The sequence below is a fragment of the Streptomyces sp. NBC_00669 genome (genome assembly GCF_036226785.1).
Taxonomy (GTDB): Bacteria; Actinomycetota; Actinomycetes; order Streptomycetales; family Streptomycetaceae; genus Actinacidiphila.
The window spans coordinates 547,017-573,597 of the sequence record NZ_CP109018.1 but is presented as its reverse complement, the minus strand read 5'-3'; the positions used below and the strand labels follow the sequence as shown (position 1 = coordinate 573,597).

The following is a 26,581-nucleotide window of genomic DNA, read 5'->3' as shown; positions in this document are numbered from 1 at the left end:
AATCCAGAAAACCGCCGGTCGGAGCATCCGTGGTGTCCACAGTTACGTGCCCGCCGCCCCGCGATCCCCCCGCCACCGGCCGGCGTACCGCGCGGATCGGCCGCACGGCGGCCCGAACGACCCCCGGCGGTCGGGTGATCACGCCCGTAACGGCGGCGAACGCTGATACCGCGGGACCGACGCGGCACCGGAAGGTGGGGGGAACACCGTCGAGCGGTTGGGATGGATGGCGTGGACCGATCTGGTGAGGGGCTCCTCAAGCTGACCGCCGCCCAGGAGGGCATGTGGTTCGCGCAGCACCTGGCGCCGGGAAACCCGGCCTACCGATGCGCGGAGATCCTGGAGATCCACGCCCCGATCGACGTCGACCTGTTCCAGCGCGCCGCGGAACAACTCCACGAGGAGAACGAGTCGGGCCGGTTGCAGGTCACCCGGACCCCGGAGGGCCTGCGGCAGTTCCCCGGTTCCGGACAGCCGCCGCGGGTGAGGGACGTCAGCGACGAGGCCGACCCCTGGGGCGCCGTACGGGCCTGGACGCACACCGAACTGGCCCGCCGGGTCGACCTGGAGCGCGACCCGCACAGCACCACGGTCCTGTTCCGCGCCGCCCCCGACCACTTCTACTGGACGCAGGTGTTCCACCACGCGCTCCAGGACGGCCACGGCACCACGCTGACCGCGCGCCGGATGGCGGAGATCTACACCGCGCTGGCCGAGGGCGGCTCCTCCGGCACGGGCCGGCCCCTGCCCCCGTACCGGCAACTGGTGGCGGCGGACGAGGCGTACCGGAGCTCCGAGCAGTACGCCCAGGACCGCGGGTTCTGGCGCGAGCGACTGGCCGACCTGCCCGCCCCCGTCACCCTCGCCGGCCGGTCCGCGCCCGCGTCCCCCGCGAACCTGCGGCACACCGTGGACCTCTCCGCCGACCGGTCCGCCCGCCTGCGGGGAGCGACCCGGCGTCTCGGGGTGCACTGGCCCGCGCTGGCGATCGCGGCCACCGCGGTCTACCTGCACCTGGCGACAGGTGCCAAGGACGTGGTCCTGGGCGTGCCGGTCACCGGCCGCGTGGCGGAGGAGACCCGGTCGGTTCCCGGCATGATGGCGAACATCCTGCCGCTGCGCCTCACGGTGGACCCGGAGCGGAGCCTGCGCGCGTTCGTCCTGGAGACCCGGACGGCCGTCAGCGCCGCCCTGCGCCACCAGCGCTACCGGATGGAGCAGATGCGGCGGGACCGCGGCCTCACGCACGTGGACGAGCCCTTGTACGGCCCCCATGTGAACATCCAGCCGGCCGCGTCCGACATCACGTTCGCCGGCTGCCGGACCACCGCGCACAACGTCGCCAACGTTCCCGTCGAGGACCTGGCGTTCGTCGTGCACGACCGCAGGTCGGACGGCATGCACCTCCACGTGGACGCGAACCCCGCGCTGTACCGCGCCGACGAGGTCGCGCTGCACGCCGAGCGGTTCGCGCGGTTCCTGGACGACCTCGCCACGCTGGACCCGGACCGCCCGCTCGGCGACGTCGAGTTGCTGGGGGAGGCCGAGCGGCGTCGCGTGCTGGTGGAGTGGAACGACACCGCGTGCGAGGCGCCGGTGGGCACGGTGCCGGGACTCTTCGCCGCCCAGGTGGCCCGCACCCCCGAGGCGGTGGCGGTGGCGTCCGGAGCGGAGCGGCTGTCGTACCGGGAACTGGACGAGCGGTCCGACCGGCTCGCGCGCGTGCTGGCCGACCACGAGGTGGGGCCGGAGTCACCGGTGGCGGTGCTGATGGAGCGTTCCGCCGAGCTGGTGGTCGTGTTGCTGGCGGTGCTGAAGGCGGGGGGCGCGTACGTGCCGCTGGACGCGCGGGCCCCGGCGGAGCGGCTGCGGCGGCTGCTCGCGGAGACCGGCGCCGGTGTGCTGCTGGTCGACGCCGCCGCCGGCGGGGGCGGCTTCGCGCGGGACGCGGCCGCCTCGGGTGTCCGCGTGGTCGAGGCCGGACCCGCCTCGACAGGTGACGGTTCGGCGCTGCCGGTCCGCTGCGTCCCGGACCAGTTGGCGTACATCATGTACACGTCCGGTTCGACCGGCGTGCCGAAGGGGATCGCCGTCACCCATCAGAACGTGGTGGACCTCGCGAGTGACGCGTGCTGGCGCCATGAGGAGCCGCTGCGGGTGCTGTTCCGGTCGCCCCACTCCTTCGACGCCTCCACCTACGAGTTGTGGGCGCCGCTGCTGGGTGGCGGTCAGGTGGTGGTGGCGCCGGAGGAGCGGTTCGACGCGGGGGTGTTGCGGTCGTTGATCGCGCGGTACGCGTTGACGCATGTGCATGTGACGGCGGGGCTGTTCCGGGTGGTGGCGGAGGAGGACCCGGCGGCGTTCGCCGGCGTGGTCGAGGTCAGCACGGGTGGCGACGTCGTCCCCGCCGCCGCCGCGCGCCGCGTACTGGAAGCCGCACCGGGAATCACCGTACGGAACACCTATGGTCCGACGGAGATGACGTTGTGTTCGGTGCAGGTGGCTTTTGATGGTCCGGGTGGGGTGGGTCGGGTGTTGCCGATCGGGCGGCCTATGGACAATACGCGGGTGTATGTGTTGGACGGTGGTTTGCGGTTGGTTCCGGTGGGTGTGGTGGGGGAGTTGTATCTGGCGGGTGCGGGGATGGCGCGGGGTTATGTGGGGCGGGCGGGTTTGACCGGGGAGCGGTTTGTGGCGAGTCCTTTCGGGTGTGGGGAGCGGATGTATCGGACGGGGGATGTGGTGCGGTGGGGTGTGGGTGGGGTGTTGGAGTTTGTGGGGCGGGTGGATGACCAGGTGAAGATTCGTGGTTTTCGGGTGGAGCCGGCTGAGGTGGAGGCGGTGGTGGTGGGGTGTGCGGGGGTGGCGGAGGCTGCGGTGGTGGTGCGGGAGGATGTGCCGGGGGACAAGCGGTTGGTGGCTTATGTGGTGGCGGATTCGGCGGGTGGTGGTGCGGGTTTCGCTGAGGGGGTGCGGGGTTTTGTGCGGGGGTTGTTGCCGGATTACATGGTGCCGGCGGCGGTGGTGGTTTTGGGTGCGTTGCCGGTGACGGGGAATGGAAAGCTGGATCGTGGGGCGTTGCCGGTTCCGGATTACGGGTCGGGGTCGGGTCGTGGTGGTGGTCGGGGTCCGGTGTCGGTGCGGGAGGAGATCCTGTCCTCGGCTTTCGCCCAGGTGCTGGGGGTGCAACGGGTCGGCGTCGACGACGACTTCTTCGACCTCGGCGGGCACTCGCTCCTGGCGATCCGCCTGATCAGCAGGATCAGGGCGACGCTGAACGTCGAGGTGCCGATCCGGCAGGTGTTCGACACCCCGACCGTGGCCGGGCTCGCCCGCGGGTTGGGCGGCACACGTCCCGTACACGCCCCCCTGGTGGCGGGGCCCAGGCCCGACCGGCCGCCGCTCTCCTTCGCCCAGCAACGGCTCTGGTTCCTTTCGCAGTTGGAAGGCCCGAACACCACCTACAACATCCCGATCGCCGTGCGGCTGACCGGTGCGCTGGACGCGCGGGCCCTGGCGGACGCGCTCGCCGACGTGGTGGCCAGGCACGAGGTCCTGCGCACCCTCTACCCGTCGGACCAGGGCGAACCGTGGCAGCGGGTGCTGCCCGCGGACGCCGCGCGCCTGGACCTGGCGGTGACCGAGGTCGCACGGGACGACCTGGACACGCAGGTGACCGAGGCCGCCGCGCACACCTTCGACCTCACGGCGGAACTTCCGCTCCGGGCCGCGCTGCTGTCGATCGCACCGGACCACGACCCGCTCGGAGGCGAGAAGGACCGGCCCCAGGAGCACGTACTGGTGCTGGTCGTGCACCACATCGCCGGAGACGCCTGGTCGATGGGGCCGCTGTGGCGCGACCTGTCGAGGGCGTACGCGGCCCGCCGGGCCGGGCGGGCTCCGGCATGGGAGCCGTTGCCGGCGCAGTACGCGGACTTCGCGCTCTGGCAGCGCGCGGTGGCCGACGGCGGCGGCGCCGACGCACTCGCCTCGGACCTCGCGCACTGGCGGCAGCGGCTGGCGGGGGCGCCGGAGGAGATCGTGCTGCCCGCCGACCGGCCGCGCCCCGCGGTGGCGAGCCACCGCGGCGGGCGCACCGACATGCGGATTCCGGCCGAACTGCACGCGCGCCTGCACGCGTTGGCGCAGCGGCAGGGCGTGACGATGTTCATGCTGCTGCACGCGTCGCTGGCGGCACTGCTGTCCCGGCTGGGCGCCGGCCACGACCTCCCGATCGGCAGTCCGGTCGCGGGCCGTACCGACGAGGCCACCGACGACCTGGTCGGGTTCTTCGTCAACACGGTGGTCGTGCGGACCGACGTGTCGGGCGACCCGGCGTTCACCGCACTCCTGGACCGGGTGCGGGAGACGGTGCTGGACGCCTTCGAGCACCAGGACATCCCCTTCGAGCGGCTGGTCGAGGAGATCGCCCCGCAGCGGTCGATGGCACGGCACCCGCTGTTCCAGGTGATGCTCGCGGTCCAGAACACCGACGCCGCGGCGCTGGAACTGCCGGGGCTGCGGGCCGAGGAGCACCCCGCCGGACGGCCCGCGGCCAAGTTCGATCTGGACATCCAGTTCACCGAGCGGTTCGCGCCCGACGGCTCACCCGCCGGTCTCCTCGGCGACATCGTCTTCGCCACCGACCTGTTCGACCCGTCCACCGCGGAGGCGATCGCCCAGCGGCTGCTGAGGGTGCTGGAAGCCGTCGCCGACGACCCCGCGCAGCCCGTCGGCCGGATCGGGATTCTGGGCGACCAGGAGCGGCACCGCCTGCTGGCGGAGTGGAACGACACGGCGTGCGAGGCACCGGTGGGCACGGTGCCGGAGCTGTTCACGGCGCAGGCGGCACGCACCCCGACGGCACCGGCGTTGCGGGCCGAGGACCGCGAGCTGACGTACGCGGAGGTGGAGGCGCGCTCCAACGTCCTCGCGCGGCGGCTGGTGGACCGGGGCGTGGCGCCCGAGGCGCGGGTGGCGGTGCTGATGGAGCGTTCCGCCGAGCTGGTGGTCGTGTTGCTGGCGGTGCTGAAGGCGGGGGGCGCCTATGTGCCGCTGGACCTGCGGGCCCCGGCGGAGCGGATGCGGGTGCTGATGGCGGAAGCGTCGGCGGAGCTGCTGCTGGTGGACGCCGCGATGAACGGGCACCCGGCGGTGGGCGCGTTCCGGGCTCGGGGCGGCACCGTCGTGGAGGTCGCGGCCGGATCTGGCTGGTCCGGTGACGGTTCGGCGCTGCCGGCCCGGTGCGTTCCCGACCAGTTGGCGTACATCATGTACACGTCCGGTTCGACCGGCGTGCCGAAGGGGATCGCCGTCACCCATCAGAACGTGGTGGATCTCGCGAGTGACGCGTGCTGGCGCCATGAGGAGCCGCTGCGGGTGCTGCTGCGTTCCCCGCATTCCTTCGACTCCTCGACGTACGAGTTGTGGGCGCCGCTGCTGGGTGGCGGTCAGGTGGTGGTGGCGCCGGAGGTGCAGTTCGACGCGGGGGTGTTGCGGTCGTTGATCGCGCGGTACGCGTTGACGCATGTGCATGTGACGGCGGGGCTGTTCCGGGTGGTGGCGGAGGAGGACCCGGCGGCGTTCGCCGGCGTGGTCGAGGTCAACACCGGCGGGGATGTCGTCCCGGCCATCGCGGCGCGGCGGGTCTTGGAGGCCGTTCCCGGCGTGGTGGTGCGCAATCTCTACGGTCCGACGGAGATGACGTTGTGTTCGGTGCAGGTGGCTTTTGACGGTTCGGGTGGGGTGGGTCGGGTGTTGCCGATCGGGCGGCCTATGGACAATACGCGGGTGTATGTGTTGGACGGGGGTTTGCGGTTGGTTCCGGTGGGTGTGGTGGGGGAGTTGTATCTGGCGGGTGCGGGGATGGCGCGGGGTTATGTGGGGCGGGCGGGTTTGACCGGGGAGCGGTTTGTGGCGAGTCCTTTCGGGTGTGGGGAGCGGATGTATCGGACGGGGGATGTGGTGCGGTGGGGTGTGGGTGGGGTGTTGGAGTTTGTGGGGCGGGTGGATGACCAGGTGAAGATTCGTGGTTTTCGGGTGGAGCCGGCTGAGGTGGAGGCGGTGGTGGTGGGGTGTGCGGGGGTGGGGGAGGCTGCGGTGGTGGTGCGGGAGGATGTGCCGGGGGACAAGCGGTTGGTGGCTTATGTGGTGGCGGATTCGGCGGGTGGTGGTGCGGGTTTCGCTGAGGGGGTGCGGGGTTTTGTGCGGGGGTTGTTGCCGGATTACATGGTGCCGGCGGCGGTGGTGGTTTTGGGTGCGTTGCCGGTGACGGTGAACGGCAAGCTGGATCGTGGGGCGTTGCCGGCTCCGGATTACGGGGCGGGGTCGGGTCGTGGTGGTGGTCGGGGTCCGGTGTCGGTGCGGGAGGAGATCCTGTCCTCGGCTTTCGCCCAGGTGCTGGGGGTGCAACGGGTCGGCGTGGACGACGACTTCTTCGACCTCGGCGGACACTCCCTGCTCGCCGTGGCGCTCGTGGAACGGCTGCGGACCCGGGGCATCTCGGTCGACGTCCGCACCCTGTTCGCGGCGCCCACCGTGGCCCGGTTGGCCGCAGCCGAGGTCCGCGACGAGGTCGTGGTGCCACCGTGCCTGATTCCGGCGCAGGCGACGGCGATCACCCCCCGGATGGTGCCCTTCGCCGGGCTGACCGCCCGCCAGCTGGCCGACGCGGTGGCCGGTGTGCCCGGCGGCGCCGCGAACGTGGCGGACGTCTACCCGCTGGCCCCGTTGCAGGAAGGGCTCTTCTTCCACCACCGGCTGGCGGCCCGGGACGGCCACGACCCCTACCTTCTCCACCAGGTCCTGAGGTTCGACTCCCGGGCCCGCCTCGACGCCTTCGTGGCCGCCTGGCAGCACGTCGTCGACCGGCACGACGTGCTGCGCACCGCCCTCGCCTGGCAGGGCCTGCCCCACCCGGTGCAGGTGGTGCACCGGCACGCCGCGATCCAGGTGACCGAGGTCGAGGCCGGCCCGGCGGCCGGCGACGACGCGGCGCGCCTGCTGGCCGAGGCCGCCGGGACCGCCCTGGACCTGGGCCGTGCCCCGCTGATGGACGCGCACATCACGGCGGAGCCGACCGGCGGCCGGTGGATCATGGTGCTGCGGATGCACCACATCATCCAGGACCACACCGCGCTTGAGGTGATGCTGGACGAGGTACGGGAGGTGCTCGCCGGACGCCAGGACGCGCTGCCCGCACCGCTGCCCTACCGCGCCTTCGTCGCGCAGGCCCGGCTCGGCACCCCGAGCAAGGAGCACGAGGCGCACTTCGCGGCACTCCTCGGCGACGTCACCGAGCCGACCGCGCCGTTCGGCGTGGAGCGGGCGCGGGGAGACGTCGGCGCCGTCAGCGAGGCCCGGGGCGCGGTGGACGACGCACTCGCGGCCCGGGTGCGGGAGCAGGCCCGCCGGCACGGCGTCAGTCCCGCGACGGTCTTCCACGTCATCTGGGCACGCACGCTGGCCGCCGTCTCGGGACGCGACGACGTCGTGTTCGGCACCGTGCTGTTCGGCCGGATGCGAGCCGGCGCCGGAGCCGACCGGGTCCCCGGCCTGTTCATCAACACCCTGCCGGTACGGGCCCGCGTCCGGGGCGTGACGGTGGCCGAAGCGGTCGGCGCCATGCGGGCCCAACTCGCCGACCTGCTCGTCCACGAGCACGCGCCCCTCGCGGTGGCCCAGCGCGCCAGCGGCGTCGCCGCACCGGCACCGCTGTTCACCGCCCTCTTCAACTACCGCCACAGCGACGCCCGCCGCCAGGTCGGCGGGCTCTTCGACGGCGTCGAGGTCCTCTCCGCGAAGGGGCGGACCAACTACCCCCTCACGGTGGCCGTGGACGACCTCGGTACGGGGTTCGTGGTCGTCGCGCAGGCGGCGGAGCCGATCGACCCCGACTGCGTGCGCACCCTGTTCCTGACCGCGGCCGAGGGGGTGGTGTCCGCCCTGGAGACCGACCCCGGCACCCCGCTGGGCCGGGTTCCGGTCCTGGGCGGGGCCGAGCGGCACCGGGTCCTGGTGGAGTGGAACGACACGGCCCGCGAGGTGCCCGCCGCCACGGTGCCGGAACTCGTCGACGAGCAGGCCGCCCGTACCCCCGGCGCCGTCGCGGTGGTGTCGGAGGACGCCCGGCTGACGTACACCGAACTCCAGGAGCGCTCGAACGCGCTGGCCCGATTGCTCCTCGCCCGGGGAGTGCGGCCCGAGTCGCGGGTGGCGGTGGTCATGAACCGCTCCGCCGCGCTGGTCGTCGCCTACCTGGCGGTGCTCAAGGCCGGCGGCGCCTACGTGCCCGTCGACCCGGCGTACCCGGCGGAGCGGATCGCGAGCACGACCGCCGACGCCGGGGTGGTCGCCGTCCTCACCCACACGTCGGTGGCGGACCGGCTGGAGGCAGCGCTTCCCGAGGGGCCCGGGGTGCCGCCGCGGATCGTCCTGGGCACGCCCGGGGTCCGCGCCGCGCTGGCCGCCGCGGGCACGCACGCGCTCACCGACACCGAGCGCCGGAGCCGGCCGCGGCCGGAGCACCCCGCGTACGTGATCTACACCTCCGGCTCCACCGGCCGTCCCAAGGGCGTGGTGGTCGAACACCGGTCGGTGGTCGCCTACCTGGCCCGGGAACGCGCGGTGCACGGCGACGTGGCGGGCGGCACCGCACTGCTCCACGCCTCGATCTCGTTCGACGCGACGGTGACCGCGCTGTACGTCCCGCTGGTCTCCGGCGGGGCGGTACGGCTGGCGGACCTGGACGAGGAGGTGGTCTTCGGACCGCGGCCGTCGTACATGAAGGTGACCCCCTCGCACCTGCCCCTGCTGGCGGCGCTGCCGCCCGGGGCGTCCCCGTCGGGCACGCTGATCGTGGGCGGGGAGGCGCTGACCGGCGAGGCGCTCGACCCGTGGCGCCGCCGCCACCCGGACGCCGTCGTGGTCAACGCCTACGGCCCCACCGAGGTGACGGTGAACTGCCTCGACCACCGGATGGCGCCCGGCACCCCGACACCGCGGGGCGCGGTGCCGGTCGGACGCCCCTACTGGAACACCCGGGTGTACGTGCTCGACGCGTGGCTGCGCCCCGTCCCACCGGGTGTGCCCGGCGAGTTGTACGTCGCGGGGGCCCATGTGGCGCGCGGCTATCTCGGCCGGGCCGCGCTGACGGCCGAGCGCTTCGTCGCCGACCCCCACCGGTCCGGGGAGCGGATGTACCGCACCGGCGACGTGGTGAGGTGGAGCCCCGAGGGGCTGGTGGAATTCGTCGGCCGGGCCGACCACCAGGTCAAGATCCGCGGCTTCCGGATCGAGCCGGCCGAGATCGAGGCGGCCCTCCTCGCCGACGACCGGGTCTCCCGGGCCGTGGTGGTGGTGCGGGAGGACACGCCCGGGGACAAGCGCCTGACCGGCTACGTCGTCCCGGCCGCCCCCGGCGCGGACGTCAGCGCCGCGGAGCTGAGGGCGGCCGTCGCCGACCGGCTGCCGGCCCATATGGTGCCCGCCGCCGTGGTCGTGCTGGACGCGCTGCCGCTCACGGCGAACGGGAAGCTGGACCGGCGGGCCCTGCCCGTGCCCGCGTACCCGGCCGACGTGACCGGCCGGGAGCCGCGGTCGCGGCGCGAGGCGGAACTGTGCGCGCTGTTCGCCGAGGTGCTCGGCGTCGAGCGGGTCGGCATCGACGACAGCTTCTTCGTCCTCGGGGGCCACTCGCTGCTCGCCACCCGGCTGGTCGGGATCGTCAACGAGCGCCTGGCCGCGGCCCTTCCGCTGAAGGTGATCTTCGACCACGACACCGTCGCCGCGCTCGCGCCGCTGCTGGACGCGGCCCCGGCGGCCGGGGCGACGAGCCTGCCCGCCGCCGCGGACCGGCTGATCGCCGACGTCCACCTCGACCCCGCCGTCACCGCCGAGGGGCACACGCCCCGGGTGCCGGACGGGCGGGCCCCGCGCAGCGTCCTGCTCACCGGCGCCACCGGGTTCCTCGGCGCGTTCATCCTGCGCGAGGTGCTGGACCGCACGGCAGCGGACGTCTTCTGCCTGGTGCGCGCGGCCGATCCGGGCCAGGCCCTGAAGCGGGTCCACCGGACCCTGGACGGGTACGGACTGTGGGAGGAGCGGTTCGCGGGGCGGATCGTCCCCGTCCCGGGGGACCTGGAGCAGCCCCTCCTGGGACTGCCGCCGGAGCGCTTCGACCGGCTCGCGCGCCAGGTCGAGGCGGTCTTCCACAACGGCGCCCGGGTCAACCTCACCGAACCGTACGCGCGGCTGAGGAAGGCCAACGTGCTGGCGGTACGCGAGATCTGCCGGCTGGCGGCCCTGCACCGGGTGAAGCCGGTGCACTACGTCTCCACGCTCAGCACCGCCATCGCGGGCCCCGGCGACCCCGAGGTCCTGCCCGAGGCATGGCGCAGCGACCCGGCCCTGCTGGAGTTCAGCGGCTACGCGGCGAGCAAGTGGGTCGCGGAGGGCATCCTCCGCCTCGCGCACGAACGGGGCATCCCGACCGCGGTCCACCGCCCGGCGCACGTCAGCGGCGACTCCCGCAGCAACGTGGTGAGCGGCGACGACGCGCTCTGGCACTTCGTCAGGGCCTGCGTCGAGCTGGGCGCACGCCCGGCCACGGAGGTCGACTTCCAGGCGAACCTGGTCCCGGTGGACTTCGTGGCCAAGGCGTTCACCCATCTCGCGCTCGGCGGGCGGGCGGACGGCACGGTCTACAACATCGCCGCGCCGGCCGCGACCGGGACCGGGACCGTGCTGGACCGGGTGGCCGCCCTCGGCTATCGCCTGGAGCCCGTCCCGTACGACGCGTGGCGGCAGCGGCTCGCGGACGCGGCGGCGAGGACGCCCGTCTCCGAACGGACGTCGCTGCACGCCGCCCTGCTGCTGGACAGCGCTCCGCGGCCCGCCACCGGGGCGTACCGGCTCCGGGCCGACCGGCGCAACCTCCTGCGGGGGCTGGCCGGAACCCCGCTCGTCGGGGCCCCCGTCGGGTCCGCGCTGCTGCACCAGTACCTCACGTACTTCATCGAGACGGGCTTCCTGCCGAGGCCGCCGGAGGACGCCCACGAGAGCGGTGCGTGATGCCGACCGCCCGAGGAGAGGGAACACCCGTGAGCGCGAAGGACGTTGTCCGCAACAGCACGGTCCCGACGCACACCGCACGCCACTACGACCTGGTCTGCCGGGCCTGCGGCCACACCATGGCCGACGACGGACTCACCCTGCGCTGCCCGCGGAGCCACGCGCCGGCGCTGCTGCGCACCCGCTACCACGACCGGGAACTCGCGGTGAGCCCCGCGGCCGACGGCCTGTACCGCTACCGGCGCTGGCTGCCGGTCGTCCGCACCCTCCCCGGGGCGGGCCGGACGGTCGTCTACCGCGGCGAGGAGTTGGGGCGCGCGCTCGGGCTCGACGACCTGTGGATCGCGTTCAACGGCTACTGGCCGGAACGCGGCGCCGACCTGCGGACCGGCACGTTCAAGGAACTCGAGGCGTACGCCGTCTTCGGCCGGCTGCCCGAGCGTCCCCCGGTCCTCGTGGTGCCGTCCGTCGGCAACACCGCCGCCGCGTTCGCCTCCGTGTTCTCCAGGACCGGGGTGGAGTGCCTGCTCGTGGTGCCGGACAGCGGACTGCACCGGTTCGCCGCGGTCCCCGACCTCGCGCCGACCGTCCGGCTGGTGTCGATCGCGGGCGGCGACTACGACGACGCCATCGAACTGGCCGAACGGGTCTCGGCGTTACCCGGGTTCCGGGCCGTGGGCGGGGCGTGGAACGTCGCCCGGCGCGACGGTCTCGCCACGGTCCTGCTGTCCGCGGTCGAGGCGATGGGCGCGCTGCCGGACGTCTACGTCCAGGCCGTCGGCAGCGCGGTCGGGGCGATCGCGGTCCACGAGGCGGCCACCCGGCTGATCGCCTCCGGCCACTACGGCCCGGCGACACCGCGGCTGCTGATCTGCCAGAACGAGGGCGTCGCACCGGTGCACCGGCTGTGGCACGAAGGCGCCGCGGCCCGCGGCCCGGTGGACAAGCGGCAGCGCCGCGCCGCGACCGGCCGGGTGTACGCGGACGAACTCGTCAACCAGCACCCGCCGTACGCCCTCACCGGAGGCATCGAGGAGGCGCTGCGCACGAGCGGCGGTGACGTCCTGCACTGCCCCGGCGACGCGGCCCGCGCGGCGGCCGAACTCTTCGCGCGGACCGAGGGGATCGACATCGAACCCGCGGCGGCGGTGGCCCTCGCCTGCCTGGGCCGATCCGTGCGGGAGGGCCGCGTGCCCAGGGGTGCCCGCGTCCTGTTGAACATCACCGGCGGCGGCCGCGCCCGGCTGTCCGCCGCGACACGCGACGGCCTCGCCCCCCGGCCGGTCCTGCGCCTTGACCCCGCCACGCTCGAATCCCCCGGCACCCTCCAGCGGGTCCGGGAGCTGTTCCCCGCGGCGGAGGCGTCCGCCTGAGCGCGCGGCAGGCCGCCCGGCCCCACGCCGCGCGAGCGGACGCGACATGTCCACGATGGGCGATACGAGTGGCCGTGGCGAGAGATCCCGCGGGCGCGGCGGGGAGCCGCCGGTGGCCTAGGCCGTGTTTTGGAAGTAGCGCCGTCCGCCCAAAGGGCGGGGCCCGTGGCGTCTGGTGCTCCCCCACAGCCTGCGGCGTGGGAGGTGCCCCCAGATCGCAAGGCGGAGGGTTGTCCTCGTAGGGGGCCTACTCGGACAAGCCCGACAACGAAGCGAGCGTGCGTGCCAGGCGCCACGGGATGGGGGCACCTCCCCCGCCGAAGGCAGGGGGGGAGGGACTTCCAAAACACGGCCTAGTGTTCTGAGTCGGGAGTTCTGTTCATAACGGTAGGCTGTGTCTGTGGTGCGGACGGGTCGGCCGAAGGCCGAGTTGGTGTTGTCGGATGATGAGCGGGCTGCCCTGGAGGGGTGGGTGCGGCGTCGTTCGACGCCGCAGGCGTGGGCTTTGCGGTGCCGGATCATCCTGGCCTGCTCGAGTGGGGCGTCGAACAAAGACGTGGCGGCGGAGGTGGGCTCGACGCCGCATGCGGTGGGTCGGTGGCGGGCGCGGTTCGTTCAGCACCGGATCGCCGGCTTGGGTGACATGCCCAGGCCGGGTGGCCCGCGCACGGTGACCGATGAGCAGGTGGCGGACCTGATCGCCAGGACTTTAGAACGTACTCCGAAGGACGCGACCCACTGGTCGACGCGGTCGATGGCCAAGGAGACGGGGCTGTCGCAGTCGACGGTCTCGCGGGTGTGGCGGGCGTTCGGCCTGCAGCCGCACCGTAGTGAGACGTTCAAGCTGTCGACCGATCCGTACTTCGTCGACAAGGTCCACGACGTGGTCGGGTTGTATCTGGATCCGCCTGAGCGGGCTCTGGTGTTCTGCGTGGACGAGAAATCGCAGATCCAGGCACTGGACCGGTCCCAGCCCGTACTGCCGATGATGCCCGGAGTCCCGCAGCGGATGACGGCCGACTACGTCCGGCACGGCACGACCACCCTGTTCGCCGCACTGGAGGTCGCCACGGGCAAGGTCATCGGCTCACTGCACCGCCGGCACCGGGCCGAGGAGTTCAAGAAGTTCCTGGCCAAGCTCGACAAGGAGATACCGGCGGACCTGCAGGTGCACCTGGTCCTGGACAACTACGCCACCCACAAGACCCCGGCCATCAAGACCTGGCTGCTGGCACACCCACGGTTCCACCTGCACTTCACACCGACCGGCTCGTCCTGGCTGAACCTGGTCGAGCGATGGTTCGCCGAACTGACTAACAAGCAGATACGGCGAGGCGTCCACAAATCCGTCCAGGCCCTGGAGACCGACATCCGCCAGTGGATCGCCACCTGGAACACCGATCCCAAGCCCTACATCTGGACCAAGACCGCAGAGGACATCCTCGAACGCCTCGCCGGATATCTGAAGCGAATTCCCGACTCAGAACACTAGGTCCCCGCGGCGCGTCTCCCGCCACGCCGAGGCAGGGAAGCGCGAGAGAGAGCGGGACGGACGATGACGGATCAGCACGCGACGGGCCCGAACCCCTTGCGCGGCACGGGCGTTGCCCCGCTCGGAGCCGCGGTGGCCGGCCCGGCGCTGCTGCCTGGCAACGAGGGCTGCCGGAGGAGTGCGCCACCTTCGATCTGATGACGCCGGTCCGGCCGGCGGTGGCGGTCGGCGCGAGGGGAGGGGCCGACGCCCCGACCGGGTCGGCCGCCGCTTGACCCGCGCCCCGCGCCCGTACGCCCCGTGCTCGTACGCCTCGCGCGCGTACGCTTCGCGGCCGGCTCAGTGGAGCTGCGCGATGAGTTCGGTCGCGTAGTCGCACAGGGCCGAGCGGTGCGGCCGGCCGGTCTTGGCGAGCAGCTTGGCGACGTGCTTCTCCACCGTCCGCGGGGAGATGTACAGCCGCTCGGCGATCTCCTGGTTCCCCAGGCGCGGCGCGAGCAGCAAGAACACCTCGTACTCGCGTGCGGTCAGCCCCTGGCGTCGCAGCTGGGTCGGTACGCCGGGCGTTCCGTCCCGCCGCTGCCGGACGGTCGCGCCCGCCCGGCGCAGCAGGTCGCGGCAGCTGTTGGCCACGGCTGGCACGCCCGCGCCGTAGAAGTACTCCTCGGCGTCGCGCAGCCAGCCCACCGGGTCACCCCAGCCGTCGGCCAGCGCCACCGGCGCCACCAGCCGCTGGCCGAGCCGGCGGGCCATCAGGAACGGCTCGCCCGCCTCCTGCGCCTGCGCCACCGCGGCCTCGGCCGCCGCTCCGCGGCCGGCCCGGCCCTCGTGCACCGCGAACGCGAGCCGTTCGAACTGCCGGTTCCAGGGGAGCGCCGCGGAGGGGTCGGCGACGATCTCCGCGTGCTCCTCGGGGCCGGCCTGCCCGGTCAGCGCGCGCAGCAGCGGCCGCAGTCCGTAGCGGCCGTTGAGGTAGTGCACGGAAGGGTTGCCCTGCTCCCAGGCGAACGCCTCGTCGAGTTCGCGCAGCGCCCGCTCCTGGTCCTCCTCCAGCAGCGCGCAGATGGCGCGGCTGCCGAACGCCTGCGGCGACTGGAGCGACTGCTCACCGCCCCAGCGGCGGAACTCGGCCAGCTCCCGTTCCATCTGCCGGCGCCGCCCCTGGTGGGCGGCGAGCGCCACACGGGTGAGCAGGACGAACTGGTGGTTGTCGGCGTCCCGCAGCCGCGCGGTGCCCTCGGCGCAGCGGTCGGCCAGCTCCTGTGCCCCGGCGTAGTCGCCGCGCAGGACCTGCTGCATGGCCATGGCGGCCTCGGCCCGGTACATCAGTGCCAGCGCGCCGTGCCCGAGCGCTGCCCGGTGGGCCCGCTCCAGGCGGGCGGAGGAGCCGGTGCGCATGAAGTCGTTGACGCCCAGCCACATCAGGGTGTCGAGCTGCCACGCGGTCAGCCGGTGCTCGTTGGCCAGCACGAGGCACTTCTCCAGGTACGTGTCGGACTGCTCGAAGCCGTGCCGGCGGGCCAGCACGGCGAGTAACTGCCATGCCTGGCAGGCGATCTCCGGCAGCCCGGCGCGCTCCGCGCCGTCCGCGGCCTGCCGGGCCAGCCGTTCCGCCTCGTGGGTGCGGTCGCCGCCGCTCTCCCGCACGCCGGAGAGGATCAGATGGGCCTCGACCATCTTGACCGCCGGCCCCAGCGCGGCGCCGGCGGACGGGCCGTCGCCGTCGGGAACCAGCCGGAGCAGTTGGCGGACCTGGCGCACCCGCCCCGCGGCGTCCTCGAACCGCGCGGCCGTCACGGCCGCCCAGGCGATCCGGGCCTGCAAGGTGGCGGCCCGGACCGCGTCCAGGGCGCCAGGACCGGCCTCCGGCAGCTCGTCGGCCAGGGCGCAGGCCCGGTCCAGCTGGCCGTTCTCCACCAGCGTGTACACCAACTGCTCGACCAGCGGCGCCCGTTCGGCGGCCTGGTCGGCCCCGGGCAGCAGGTCGAGGGCCCGTTCGAGCAGTGACACGGCGGAGTTGACGGCGCCGCTGTCCAGTGCGGACCGGCCGGCCTCCGCGAAGCGCAGCGCGGCGGCCCGGGCGTCCCCGGCCGCCTGCCGCAGGGCGGCGACCAGGACGCACCACTCACCGGGCAGCCCGGGGTGCGCGCGTTCGATCGCGTCGGCGCCCCGGGCCGCGATCGCGGCGCGTTCCGCGGGCACCAGCGCGGCGACGAGAGCCTCGGCGGTGAGCGTGTGCCGGAACTCGTACCAGTCGCCCACCGGACGGCTGGGCGAGATGAGGTGGGCGTCCATGCCGGCCCGCAGATGGACCAGCAGGTCGCGGTCCGGCAGCCCGCTGACCGCCTGCAGGACCGCCAGCGAGAACCGCCGGCCGAGCACGGCGGCGCTGTTGAGCAGGGCCCGCCCGTCCGGGCTGAGCCGGGCGGAGCGCTGGGAGACGCTGTGCACGACGGTCCGGGGGACATCGATGTCCAGATCGCCGCAGACCTGCCAGCCGCCGGCCGGCCCGCGGCGCAGCACGTCGGCGCTGATCATGCCGCTGAGCAGTTCCTCGACGACGAACGGGTTGCCGTCGGCGTCCCGGGCGAGCCGGTCGACCACCTCCTGGGGCAGCCCGACCGCCGCTTCGTGCGGCGGCGGTCCGGTGGCCGCGAGGGCCGCTTCGGCCATCACCCGGACCTCCTCGCCGGTCAGCGGGCGCGGTTCGGCGAGGACCGCGGACCGGCGCTGGGCGACCTGCCGGGCCAACTGCTCGGCCGGTCCTGGCTCCGGGCGGAGGGTGGCCAGCAGGAAGATCGGCTGCCCCCGGAGGTTGTCGCACAGGTACTCGATGAGGGCGAGGGTCTCGGTGTCGGCGTCGTGCAGGTCCTCCAGGACCAGCAGGCAACCGGGGTGCCGGTGCTGCGTCAGGTCCCGTCCGATGGTGACCAGCAGCCGCAGCATCGCCTCGGCCGTCTCCACCGGCGAGGCCGGCGCCCCCGGGTGCCCGGTGGCGCGCCACTCGGGCAGCAGGCCGCCCAACGCCGAGCGGTACGGGGCGAGTTCGGCGTCCTCGGGCAGGCCGCCGAGCCGGACGAACGACAGCAGGGCCTCGGCGATCGGGCGGAAGGGCGCGGCGGCGCCGCTGGCGGCCCCGGACCGGCCGCGCAGCACCGCCAGGCCGCGGGTGAACGCGCGGAACGCGCACTCCGCGGCCAGGCGCGACTTGCCGATCCCGGCCTCGCCGAGCAGGAACACCGCCCGGCCGTCCCCTTCACGGGCAGCGGCGAGACTCGCGTCGAGCACGGCGAGTTCAGCGCCGCGCCCGATCACCGTTGGTGATGTGATGAGCACCAACGGAGGGTATCTCCGGCTCTGATCATCTGCCAGGGGCGGGGGGAACGCTCGTCGGTTCCTCCGGTGCGGTCAGTAACCCCCGGGGTCGCACATGGAGGTGAAGGTCAGGGAGTAGGTGGGAAACACGGTGGAGGGCTCCTCCTCCATCGTGGCCAGGCCGGCCAGCAACTGGGCGCGGCGGCCGACGACCGCACCCGTGCCCAGGCGGATGGCGCCCGCTGGGTGGGCGACGACGGCCCCGTTCCGGGCAGCGGGGTTCTTCCACACGTTGACGAGGGCGTTGTCGCTCATCGGATGCTCTCCTTCGAAGGGCCGGGGTGGGCGGTCACGAGGCCGGCGACTGCAACAGCAGTACCGAGGGAACACGGGAAGCGAAGCCGAGCTGCAGCAACGCGTGCCCGATGCCGGCCAGGCCGGTCAGCAGCCCCGGGCTGCTGACGGAGTCGGGTGTCCCGCAGCGCGGGCCGAACCGGTCCAGCGCGGCCAGCAGCGCGGCCGCGCGGGGCAGGGCCGCGCCGGGCCGGGCACGGCCCGCGCGGGACGCGGCGAGGAGGAGGTCGAGGGCTCCCGCCTCGCCGTGGCAGAGGCTGTGGTCGCCCGCGGTCGGCGCGGCGGCGCGCGCGACCACGAGATCCAGCAGCGCGGCCAGCTCGGGGACGTCCGCGGCGGCCGCGCTGTCGGCGATCGCCAGCGCGGTGCCCGAGAGTTCGTCGCACCAGCCGGTCCCGACCGGGGCCGTCGCGCACCGGGCCGCCGCCGTACGCAGCGCGGCCAGGCCGGCCGCCGCGTATGCGGCTCCGCCGCCGGTCGCGGTGTGCCCGGGTCCGCCGCCGGGTGCCGCGTATCCGGGTCCGCCGCCCGGTGTCGCGTGTTCGGGCTGGCCGTTGGCTCCCGCGTGTCCGGGCTGGCTGCCGGTCGTGGTGTGTCCGGGTGTGCTGCCGGTCGCGGTGTGCCGGGGTCCGCTGGCCGGTGTCGCGTGTTCGGGCTGGCCGTTGGCTCCCGCGTGTCCGGGCTGGCTGCCGGTCGTGGTGTGTCCGGGTGTGCCGCTGGTCGCGGTGTGCCAGGGCCCGCTGCCAAGTGCCGCGTGGTCGGGTCCACTCCCGGTTGCCGTGGACCCGTGTTCGCTGCCGGGTGTCGCGTGTCCGGGCTGGCCGCCGGTCGTGGTGTGCCCGGGCTGGCCGCTGGTCGCGGTGTGCCGGGGTCCGCCGCCCGGAGTCGCGTGTCCGGGCTTACCGCTGGTCGCGGTGTGCCAGGGTCCGCTGCCGGGTGTCGCGTGGCCGGGTCCACTACCGGTTGCCGTGGACCCGTGTTCGCTGCCGGGTGTCGCGTGTTCGGGCTGGCCGTTGGCTCCCGCGTGTCCGGGCTGGCCGCCGGTCGTGGTGTGTCCGGGTGTGCCGCTGGTCGCGGTGTGCCAGGGTCCGCTGCCGGGTGTCGCGTGGCCGGGTCCACTCCCGGTTGCCGTGGACCCGTGCTCGCTGCCGGGTGCCGCGTGACCGGGCCGGCTGCCGGTTGCGGTGTGTCCGGGTCCGCTGCCGGGTGTCGCGTGGCCGGGCCGGCCGTTGGCCCCCGCGTGTCCGGGCTGGCCGCCGGCCGTGGTGTGCCCGGGTCCGCCGCCGGGTGCCGCGTATCCGGGTCCGCCGCCCGGAGTCGCGTGTCCGGGTCCGCCGCCGATCGCCGCGTGTCCGGGCGCGTCGCCGGCTGCCGCGAACCGCAGCAGCGCCCAACCGACGCCGGCGGCCCCGGTGCTGAAACCACCGGTCGGCAGGGCGTCGGGTGCGTGGGCGGCGAGACGGTCGGCGCAGGCCCGCGCGACGCGGCCCGCCGCCGCAGACCCGGTGGCCCGCTGCACGGCGACCATCGCCGCCAGGCAGCCGGCGTCGCCGTCGAGGACCCCGGGCTGCGGGCTCGCACCGGCCGCGGCCGCGGCCAGGTCGACCGTCGCGGCGGCCCAGCCGGCGATCTCCGCGTCGTCCAGCAAGGTGGCGAGCCGGCTGAGCGCGTAGGCGATCCCGCCAAGGCCCGCGAAACCCGCGCCGATGGCGGGCAGGTCGGCCGGCCGGTCGGCCAGCGCGGCGAGCAGGCCCGGCAGCGGGGCCAGCGCGCGCCGCGCGACCGAGGTGTACCGCTCGGTGCCGGTGAGGTCGGCGAGCTCCGCCAGGAAGAGCGCGGTGCCGCAGTAGCCGTGCGGCAGTCCGGCGCCGAGCGGCTGGACCGCCCAGATCCGGTCGTCCAGGGGCTCCAGGCCCAGCCAGTTGACCCGCCGGCCGTCGTCCTGGGCGCTGGCCAGGATGCGGTCGGCTATGCCGCAGGCGGTCGCCAGCAGCCGCTCGGCGTCGGGCACGGTGGCGGCCGGCGGGCCGGGTGGCGCGACGGCGGCGCGCGGTCCGCCGTCGCGGCGCCGGGTCGCGAGCGTGGCGCGGATCATCCACTCCTGGTCGAAGCGGTCGGTCTCGCCCATCGCCGCGATCCGGCGCTCGGCCCGGGCCAGGCCGCACTCGGTGACCAGGCCGTCGACCGTCAGCGGGCCGACCGCCAGCTCCGTCGTACCGGGGGAGCAGGCGGCCACGGGGACGTCCCCCGCCCACAGTTCGGCCAGCTCGGCGCCGACCAGCGCGCGCAGCCCCGGGCCGCCGGCCGATTCGCGCCACAGCGTGTCGAGGAGCCGGTCCCGGTCGAGCGCGTCGCGCAGGACGTCGGGATGGGTGGACTCGTCCAGCAGGACCGCGTACGAGCGGGTGGGACGGACCACCGCACGCGTCACATCGTGCGTGAAGCGGGCCAGCAGGCCGCCGGGGCCGGTGAGTTCCGTACGGTGGCCTGCGATCACGTCGTAGCCCGCCCGGAAGCCGGCGACGAGGGAATCCACGTGGAGGGCGGGGTCGGCTTCGGCGTCGCGCAGCAGCGGCCGGTTGGCCGAGCCGCGGAACACCCCCACGGTCCGGACCAGTTGCATCTCGTCCGTCCCGGGCGCCGACCAGCCGGTCACCTCGCCGGGCAGCGGGGTGTCCCGGTCACCGCCGAGACCGGAGACGTCCAGCACGCCGTGCTCGCCGACCAGGAAGAACGGCAGCAGCGCGGTCCGCGCGACCGACGCCGTCAGCACCGCCTGCGCCGGGTCGCCGCCCGCCGGCCCGGACAGGTCCGGGTGGAAGAGCGTCTCCAGGTCGACCAGGACGGGCTGGTCGGCGCAGGCGATCAGGTTCTCGAAGTGCATGTCGGTGGCGCCGAGCGCGTGGATCAGGGCCAGCAGCGCGCCGAGCCGCCAGTAGAACCGGCCCACCTCGGCCGGGCCCGCGCACGGTGCGGCCGCGGCGTACTCGACCCAGCCGTAGCCCGAGCGTTCGAGCACGGCCAGATCGCGCAGATCCAGGCCGTCCAGGCGGGAGTTGAGCCAGCGGACGGTGTCGTTGAAGTGCCCGTGCACGGTGACCGGGCGGGGCTTGAACACCACCCGGGCGCCGTGTTCGAAGGACAGTACGGCGACCGCCCGCCCGCCCTGGTGGCGGTCGCCGGCGCTCATGTCCACCTGGACCAGCAGGCCGGGGTCGACGCCGCCGAGGAGACCTTCGACCACCGCGGTCCGGTCGGCGACCAGGCGCCGCAGCAACTCGGTCCAGGCCGCCACAGCCTGGTCGCAGGTCTGCGCCAGCAGCCGTGCCAGGACCGGGTACTCGGCGACCAGGGCGCGCAGTCCCGCCCGGGCCGAGGTCTGCCGGACGAAGTCGTGGAACCGGCCTTCCGGAGTGCTGCCGCGCAGCCGCTCGCGCACTCTCAGGACGTTGAGTTCGAGCACCAGGGTCCGCCGGGCGAGCTGCACGAGCGCCCGGCCCAACCCGTCGGTGAAGCAGCCGCGGAGCGCCTCCTGGTCGGTCAGCCCCGCGAGGCCGTACCGGTCGACCGCCCGCAGCAGCCGCGTGGCCGCCGTCTCGGTGAACGGCGCGAGCACCGTGGCGAATCCCGCCGACCACGAGCCGCCGGCCGGCAGCGGCGGGTCGAGCGGAGCGCAGGCCAGCGCGTCCTCGACCGTGCCGACCCAGCCGGGCCTCTCGATCCGGCCGGCCAGGGCCGCGGGCTCCTCGGCGAGCAAGGCGCGCAGGCCGTCCTCGTCCAGCCCCCGGTCCGCCAGCCGGGCCCGCAGCAGCGCGGGCGAGGAGTAGTCGGACCGCCAACTCTCCGCCAGGCTGGGGGTGCCGGCGGATATCGGGGGCGGCGGCAGCCGCTCGGCCAAGGCCACGCCGCCGGTCCACCACGTCTGCGGATCGATCACGCCCGCGATCCTGCCATCGATGGCCCGCACCTCCTATGGGGGACGGCCCCCATATTCCGGTGCGGGCGGGGGCCGTGACCGGTGGGCGCGGTGGAATGCGGGGGGCGGTCCCCATAGGAAGCCGGTACCCGGCAGGCGACGCTCGATCCATCACGACGACGGCTCGGCACGGCCGAGCAGCACGGGTGCGGGCGGGCACGTTTCCGGTCCGGCCGCACCCGGCACCGCACCCGTGCCGACGCGGGTGCGGCCGTGCCCGGACGGCGGTGGTGCGGGTCGCGCAGGGCTCCTGCGGACCTCCGAGAGCGGGACACCGGATCGAGGTGGTGCCAGGTATGCGTGCAACGTCCGTTACCGCCCGCGCATTCATCTCAGCCGACCGCCCCGGCGCCGCGGCCGTCGGCACGTACCCGAACTCCGTGGAGGCACGCCATGCGCGATGACCAAGCCCGCGAGCAGCCGGCGCAGAGCCCCGACACCGTTCAGGCCCCCGCGTCGAGCCGCGCGTCCACCGCTGCCTCCGCGGCGGACGACCTCCGGCCCGGCGCCACGGGCCGCGGCCCGCGGCCGGCCGGCGCGGCCGGGCCCGCTCTCCCTCGGCGGTCTCCGGCCGCCGGCGCCGCGAGCCGGCGCCTCGCGGCGCAGCGGCCCCACCGGACGGTCCTGACCTACCAGCGGGCCGTCCGGCACGGGACGCCGGGAGCGCGGGAGCGGGCCCGGCTGGAGGCGGTGCGGCTGCTCGGCGGCCACCCCGCGACACGGTCGGCCGACGCGGCGCGCCTGGAGGCCGCGGTCGCCGAGGCGAGCGCCGTCGCGGCGGTGATCGAGGCCCCCCGCAGGCAACTCCTGCTGGCGGTGGACGCGTTGTTCCGCGGCCGCTTCTCCCAGGCGGCCGCGCTGGTGGACACGGCGTGGGTGGACATCGAGCGGCTGGGGCTCCTGGGCCTCGGAAGCCACGCGCTGGCCGTGCAGGCGCTGATCCACGCCCACCAGGGCCGGCGGGACGCGCTGGCCGACGCCTCGGCGCGCTTCGACGCCTGGCGCGGGGACCGCGAGGACGAGGTGCCGATCGTGCGGGGACTCGGCCACGCGGTCTGCGAGTTGCTGCACGGCGCCGGCGAAGCCGCACGGGCCCTCCTGCACCAGCTCCACGCCGGAGACGGCGACCGCGCGGGGAACGGCGAGCGCTCCGACACCCACCACCTGTGCGGCCCGTACGGCCTCACCCTGCTGCTGGACTGCGTGGACGGCTCGGCGGGCCGGCGCGACCATGCGGCGATCTCCGCCCACCCGGCCGGCCGGCTGCCGTGGAACGCGTTCTTCGTCCACCTCGCCGACGCCGTGCTGGCCGGCCGCGAAGGCGATGCCCGCGCCGCGGAGAGCGCGCTCAGGCAGGCGTGCGCGGTCGCGGCGAGCTATCCGCCGGCGCGCCACCTCGGCCTGGGGCTGGTCGCCCGCACGGCTGCCCGTGACGGCTGGGGCGAGCCGGTCCGCTGGCTCCAGGAGGCCGAACTCTTCTACGCCGCGCACGGGATACAGCCCGCCGCCCGGCACTGCCGCAGCCAGTTGCGCGACCTCGGCGAGCGGGTGCGGCAGCGCCGGCACGGCAGCGCCGACGTGCCCGAGCGGCTGTGGCGCCTCGGCGTGACCGTGCGCGAGTTCGAGGTGCTCACCCGGCTCGGCCGCCGCCACACCAACCGCGAGATCGCGGCCGCGCTCCACCTGTCGCACCGCACGGTGGAACGGCACGTGGCCAACCTCCTGGAGAAGACGCAGGCGGCCAACCGCCGGGAGTTGGCCGCGCTCCTGACACCGGAGCCCAGGGACCCGGTCGGCGCGTACGGGTGAGCACCGCCCCGTGCGAGCCAGATCGCGGTCCGCCGCTGCCCGGTCCGGCGGCGAAGACCCGCCCCCGCGCGCCCGCCGGCGACCGCGCGGGCGCGCCCGGGGGGAGGCGCCGCCGCGGAGGCGCCGCCTCGCCCGCCGACGGCCGCGGACACCCGGCCCGGAGCGGCGGACCCGGCACGACCGCCGGGGAACAGGCCGTACACGGGGCTGGGGAACAGGCCGTACACGGGGCTGGGGAACAGGCCGTACACGGAGCTGGGGAACAGGCCGTACACGGGGCTGGGGAACAGGCTGTACACGGAGCCGGGGAACAGGCCGTACACGGAGAGGATCGCGCCACCCACGATGAGACGTACAGCGACTCACACCCCGGTGAGCGTCGAGGAGTTGGTCGGCGCCTGCCTCGACGGCGCGTCCCTGCTGGTGGAGATCGCCGGTGAACCCGGCAGCGGCAGGACCCGGCTGCTCGGTGAACTCGCGGCCGGCGCGCGTCGTGGCGGTCTGCTGGTGGCGCACGGCCTCCAGGTCGTCCGGGCATCGCCGGGCCGCGGCGTGGTGCGCTGCCTGGACGACCTCGACCGGGCCGGCCCCGAGACGGCGCGACCGCTGCGGCGCCTGCTGGCCGAGCGCCCGACCGTGCCGACCGTGATCACGTACACGGTGTCGACCGGCCAGCCGCCGATCTGGCTGGTGTCCTGCCTCGCCGCGGCCAGCGACAGCTACCGGACCCACCGGATTCCGGTCGGGCCGCTGACCCCGGAGGATTTCGCCGCCCAACTGCCCCCTGGCACCGGCCCGATGCGTGAGGGGCTGCTGTACGAGCTGAGCGGCGGCGTCCCGGGCTGGCTCGGCGTGCTGAGCCACCTCACGTCGCCTCAGTTGCGGGAGCTGGCGACCGCCGACCACCCGCCGGGCACCGTCCCGCTGCCCGCCAACTGCCCTCCGCTGCGCGCCCTCGACGGGCTCGCCCCTGAGCAGATCGAGGTGGTCCGCTGCGCGGCCGTGCTCGGCGATCCGTTCGCCCCCGCGCTGGTGGCGGCCGTCGCCGACCGCGCGACGCACGCGGTGCTGAGCGTGCTCGACGACCTGGTGGCACGCGACCTGATCCGCGCGGTCGACGGTGGCGCGCCGCTGTTCCGCTTCCGCCATCCGCTGCTGCGCACGCTGCTGTACGCCAGAACGCCCCCGGGCCGGCGCATCACCGCACACACGCGAGCCGCGGAAGCGCTGGACCGGGTCGGTGCACCCCTCGTGCAGCGCGCGCCGCATCTGGCCCGGTCCGCCGAGCAGGGCGACCGGCGGACCGCGTGCCTGCTGGCCCGCGCGGCGCGAAACGTGCTGGACACCCGGCCGGCCACCGCGGCGTCCTGGCTGCGCGCCGCCCTGCGCATCCTGCCCGACGACGACTCCGCCGACCCCGACGGCCCAGGTGACCCCGAAGGCATCAGGCCCGCCGAGCGTTTCCGTATGGCGGCGCTGCTGTACCACGCGGCCGAACGCACCGGGCAGTACGCCGAGTGCCGTCGGCTCCTGCCCGCCCTGCTGGAGGCCGCGGGGAACGACGCCACGCCCGCGACCTGTCCCGGGGACCTGCTCGACAGGACCCTGATCGTGGACCTGCACACCCGGCTGGAGTCCGACCTGGGGCGCAGCCGCCTCGCACGGGCGCTGCTGGACGGCGAGTTGGCGGCGGACCCGCGGCCCGGCGCCCGCGGCGAGCGCGTCCTGCTCCTGCGGAAGGCCGCGATGGCCGCGGCCGAGGGGGACCTGCCGGCCACCCGCCGCCACGTCCACCAGGCGCTTCGGCACGCCGACCGCGCTCCCGACGTGCTGCGCGTGGACGCCGCGGCCACGCTCGCCCTGGCGGGGGCGAGGGCCGGCGATCCACCCCGGCCGGCCGGGACCGACGGCGCCGACGGCATCCTGGACGCCGTCCGGATGGCCGACGCGCTCGGTGACCCCGAAGTGGCCGGCAGGCTCGATGCCGTGGCCCGCCTGGGCTGGGCCCTCAACCTCGCGGAGCGGCACGGCGACGCGCTCCGGCTGCTCACCCGGGCACTGGGAATCGCCCGCCGTACGGGGCGCGTTGCCGCGTTGCCGCCGCTGCTGCTCGGCCGCGGCTACGGGCATGCCGCGCTCGGCGGCCTGTCCGCCGCGCTGCGCGACACCCGCGAGGCGGAGGAGACCGCGCTGCTGCTCGGCGACGGTGAACGGGCCGGCTGGGCCCGGGTACTGCGCGCGTGGACCACCTTGTGGTGCGAGGGCCCGGACGGCGCGGCGGATCTCGCTGATCACGTGCTGCGGCAGCACCCGGGCCCTGGGGCGCTGGGGGAGGCGGCGGCCGGCGTGCTCGGGTGGGCCCGGCTGGCCCAGGGGCGGCCCGGGGAGTGCCTTGCGCTGGTACTGCCGGCCGCACGCGGTACGGATCGGCCGCCGGTGGCCGGAGTGCGGGTGCTGTGGTGGTCGGCGGCGACCGTGGCGGCCTCGGACCTGGGCGCGGCCGGCGCCCGGGAGTACGCCACCCGGGCCACACAGGGGGCCACCGCCTTTCCCACGGCCGGAGCACGGGCCGAGGCCCTGCGCGCGCAGGCCCTGCACACGCCGGACGAGGCCGCCGTACGGTCGCTCTCCGCCGCGGTGGAGCTGTCGGCCGCGGCCGGCCTCGCGGTCCTGGAGTGCCGGGTCCGTCTCGAACTGGCCCAGCGGCTGGTCGCGGTGGGCCGGCTGGAGGACGCCGCCACCGAGGCGGGCCGGGCGAAGGAGCGGGCCGACCGGATGGGCGCCCGCTGGCTGCGCGGGGTCGCCGTCGACACCCAGCGCAGGATCGGGGCCAGCCGGCCGCGCCGGACATCCGCGCGGCAGGGCCCCCGGAGCCGGGAGGGGGAGGTCCTGTCGGCACGGGAGGAGCAGATCCTCGACATGGTCTGCCGGGGGATGTCCAACCGGGAGGTGGCCGGCGCGCTGTTCGTCTCCGTCAAGACCGTGGAGGCGCATCTGACCCGGATCTTCCGCAAGACCGGCGCCCGTTCGCGGGCCTCCCTGGTGGCCGCCTTCGCTTCGGTGCGGCCGGTCCGGGTGTGACGGCGTCGGGTTCGACGGTTCGACGGCGGGCCTGTGCGGGGTCGCGGGGCCTGTACCGGATGCCGTGTTAGGGGACGGGGGTCGGGAGGGGCGGTGTACCCCGGGTGTGTG

Annotated in this window: 8 protein-coding genes; 5 read left to right on the top strand and 3 right to left on the bottom strand. The window is 74.8% G+C overall.

Translation table 11 applies throughout. The features are described 5' to 3' along the window. Window positions 1-231 precede the first annotated feature (231 nt). From OG896_RS02360 to OG896_RS02350, 3 genes are all read left to right on the top strand, one after another. Window positions 232-11,070 carry a non-ribosomal peptide synthetase gene (locus OG896_RS02360; RefSeq protein ID WP_329361900.1) on the top strand — a complete coding sequence of 3,613 codons (10,839 nt, stop codon included), beginning with the start codon at window positions 232-234 and terminating at the stop codon, window positions 11,068-11,070. A gap of 29 nt (window positions 11,071-11,099) precedes the next feature. After that, the gene (locus OG896_RS02355; RefSeq protein WP_329361898.1) at window positions 11,100-12,443 is read left to right on the top strand and encodes a cysteate synthase; all 1,344 of its coding nucleotides are present in this window, start codon (window positions 11,100-11,102) and stop codon (window positions 12,441-12,443) included. 400 nt (window positions 12,444-12,843) lie between these two features. Next, window positions 12,844-13,935: an IS630 family transposase gene (locus tag OG896_RS02350; RefSeq protein WP_329361896.1), complete on the top strand. Its 1,092-nt coding sequence runs from the start codon at window positions 12,844-12,846 to the stop codon at window positions 13,933-13,935. Between the two features lie 339 nt (window positions 13,936-14,274). Here OG896_RS02350 and OG896_RS02345 read toward each other — a convergent pair whose 3' ends face one another. The 3 genes from OG896_RS02345 to lanM all read right to left on the bottom strand — a co-directional run bounded on the left by OG896_RS02345 (window position 14,275) and on the right by lanM (window position 21,541). Continuing rightward, window positions 14,275-17,271, bottom strand: coding sequence for a helix-turn-helix transcriptional regulator (locus OG896_RS02345; RefSeq protein WP_329361894.1), 2,997 nt, complete (start codon window positions 17,269-17,271; stop codon window positions 14,275-14,277). 72 nt (window positions 17,272-17,343) lie between these two features. Beyond that, window positions 17,344-17,565 carry a hypothetical protein gene (locus OG896_RS02340; RefSeq protein WP_328472806.1) on the bottom strand — a complete coding sequence of 74 codons (222 nt, stop codon included), beginning with the start codon at window positions 17,563-17,565 and terminating at the stop codon, window positions 17,344-17,346. A 34-nt stretch (window positions 17,566-17,599) separates the two neighbouring features. Next, on the bottom strand, window positions 17,600-21,541 hold the full coding sequence (lanM, locus tag OG896_RS02335) for a type 2 lanthipeptide synthetase LanM (RefSeq protein ID WP_329361892.1): 3,942 nt from the start codon (window positions 21,539-21,541) through the stop codon (window positions 17,600-17,602). 432 nt (window positions 21,542-21,973) lie between these two features. On the opposite strand from lanM, the gene OG896_RS02330 reads away from it, so the two are divergent. After that, window positions 21,974-23,389, top strand: coding sequence for a helix-turn-helix transcriptional regulator (locus OG896_RS02330; protein ID WP_329361891.1), 1,416 nt, complete (start codon window positions 21,974-21,976; stop codon window positions 23,387-23,389). A gap of 345 nt (window positions 23,390-23,734) precedes the next feature. Then, entirely contained in the window at window positions 23,735-26,470 is a 2,736-nt protein-coding gene (locus tag OG896_RS02325) for a helix-turn-helix transcriptional regulator (protein ID WP_329361889.1), read from the top strand. Window positions 26,471-26,581 lie beyond the last annotated feature (111 nt).

Coding starts and splice junctions, on each gene's coding strand:
- OG896_RS02340 (WP_328472806.1), bottom strand. CDS start 17,565: ATGAGCGACAACGCCCTCGTCAACGTGTGGAAGAACCCCGCTGCCCGG.
- OG896_RS02330 (WP_329361891.1), top strand. CDS start 21,974: ATGCGCGATGACCAAGCCCGCGAGCAGCCGGCGCAGAGCCCCGACACC.
- OG896_RS02325 (WP_329361889.1), top strand. CDS start 23,735: ATGAGACGTACAGCGACTCACACCCCGGTGAGCGTCGAGGAGTTGGTC.